Raw genomic sequence first — 2,058 nt, 5'->3', positions numbered from 1 at the left:
GCCCAGCCGCGCCCCGCCGTCCGCCGGGCGCGCTCCTCGACGACCGCCCAGCCAGGAGACCCCTTGCGCACCCGCACGCCCCTGCTCGCCGTGCCCGCCCTGCTCACCCTGCTCGCCACCGCGGCGTGCGGCGGCGGGGGCTCCGGGGACGCCGCCGCCGACGCAGGCCGGCCCCGGCCCGGCGGCGACCTCCGGCTCGCGATCCAGGTCGACTCCGGCTGCATCGACCCGCAGCAGGTCGGCAACAACGACGCCCTGAACATCGGCCGCCAGCTCGTGGACTCCCTCACCGTGCAGGACCCCGCCAGCGGGGAGGTCCGCCCGTGGCTGGCGCGGTCCTGGGAGGTCAGCCCCGACGCGACGAGCTTCACGTTCCACCTGCGCAGCGGCGCGACGTTCAGCGACGGCACGCCCGTGGACTCCGCGGCCGTCAAGGCCAACCTCGACGGGATCGTCGCCCTGGGCGCCAAGGCCCAGCTGGGCTCGACCTACCTCGCCGGGTACGCCGGCACGCAGACGCCCGACCCGCAGACCGCGGTGGTCACCTTCTCCCAGCCCAGCGCGCAGTTCCTGCAGGCCAGCTCCACCATGAGCCTGGGCCTGCTCTCGCCGGCCACGGTCGCCGCCGACCCCGCCACCCGCTGCGACGGCAGCACCCTGGTGGGTTCCGGGCCGTTCACCGTCGGCAGCTACACCCGCGACACCGAGGTGGTGCTGGACAAGCGCGCCGGGTACGGCTGGGCGCCCGAGGGCGCCCGGCACACCGGCGAGGCGTACCTGGACTCGATCACCTACCAGGTGGTGCCGGAGTCCAGCGTGCGCACCGGCTCGCTCGCCTCCGACCAGGTCGACGCCACCACCGGCATCGCCTCCCAGGACCTCGCGCAGTTCGAGGGGGAGGGGTTCTGGACCGAGCGCCGCGCCAACCCCGGCATCCCGTACAACTTCTTCCCCAACGAGTCGCGCCCGCTGTTCTCCGACGCCCGGGTGCGCCAGGCGCTGTCCAAGGCCGTGGACCGCGCCGAGGTCGCCTCCATCCTCAACCCCGGCGACGTCGCGGTCTCCTCGGCGCTGTCGGCCTCCACGCCGCTGGCGCCGGACGACTCCGCGCTGCTGGCCCACGACCCGGACGGCGCCGCGGCGCTGCTGGAGCAGGCCGGCTGGACGGAGGGCGCGGACGGGATCCGCACCAAGGACGGGCAGCGCCTGACGTTCACGGTGAGCTTCTGGCAGCCGGTCTCGGCGGCGCTGGAGCTGGTCCAGCAGCAGGTGCGCGAGGTCGGCATCGACCTGCAGCTCAAGCAGTCCACGGTGGCCGAGCAGAACGCCCAGCAGGCCTCCGGCGACTACGACGTGCTGCTGTACAACCTCACCCGCTCCGACCCCGACGTGCTGCGCACCGTCTTCGCCGACACCGCCCGCGACGTCAACCGCCGCCCGCACGCTGCCGTGGACGACGCCCTCGCCGCGCAGGCCGCCACCCTGGACCCCGCCCGGCGCACCGAGCTGGTCGCGCAGGCCTCGCAGCAGCTGCTCGCCGAGGCGCACTCGATCCCGCTGTTCGAGCTGTCCACCGTCATCGCGGCCAGCTCGAAGGTGCACGACCTGCAGTTCGAGGGTTCCTCGCGGTTGTGGTTCCACGACGCCTGGCTGTCCTCGTGAACGCCACCGCCGGGTACGTCGCGCGCCGGCTCGGGCAGGCCGTGCTGGTGCTGTGGGCGGCGTTCACGGTGACCTTCGCCATCCTGTACCTGCTGCCCAGCGACCCGGTCTCGGTGATGCTGGCCGGCGGTCAGGGCGGCGAGCAGAGCGACGTCGACCCCGCGCAGGTCGCCGCGCTGCGCGCGCAGCACGGCCTGGACGACCCCTTCGCCGTGCAGTACCTGCACGCGCTGTGGCGCACCCTGCACCTGGACCTGGGCGCCTCCATCCAGAACGGCGCGGCCGTGACCTCGCTCATCGCCGGCGCCCTGCCGCAGACCGCGCTGCTGACCCTGGCGGCGTTCGCGCTGGCGATCGTGCTGGGGGTGGGCGTGGCGGTGCTGAGCACCTGGAGCC

At 74.4% G+C, this 2,058-nt stretch carries 1 protein-coding gene and 1 pseudogene; both read left to right on the top strand.

The window, feature by feature from the left end:
- The first annotated feature begins 63 nt into the window (after positions 1 to 63).
- The gene (locus tag GTR00_RS19735; protein WP_166613252.1) at positions 64 to 1,662 is read left to right on the top strand and encodes an ABC transporter substrate-binding protein; all 1,599 of its coding nucleotides are present in this window, start codon (positions 64 to 66) and stop codon (positions 1,660 to 1,662) included.
- Positions 1,659 to 2,058, top strand: a pseudogene (locus tag GTR00_RS19730) (ABC transporter permease); the annotation flags it as partial. The gene GTR00_RS19735 and the pseudogene GTR00_RS19730, both read left to right, overlap by 4 nt.

The sequence above is a fragment of the Kineococcus indalonis genome (assembly GCF_009906395.1).
GTDB classification, from domain to species: Bacteria; Actinomycetota; Actinomycetes; order Actinomycetales; family Kineococcaceae; genus Kineococcus; species Kineococcus indalonis.
This window is presented reverse-complemented; position numbering and strand designations above follow the sequence as displayed.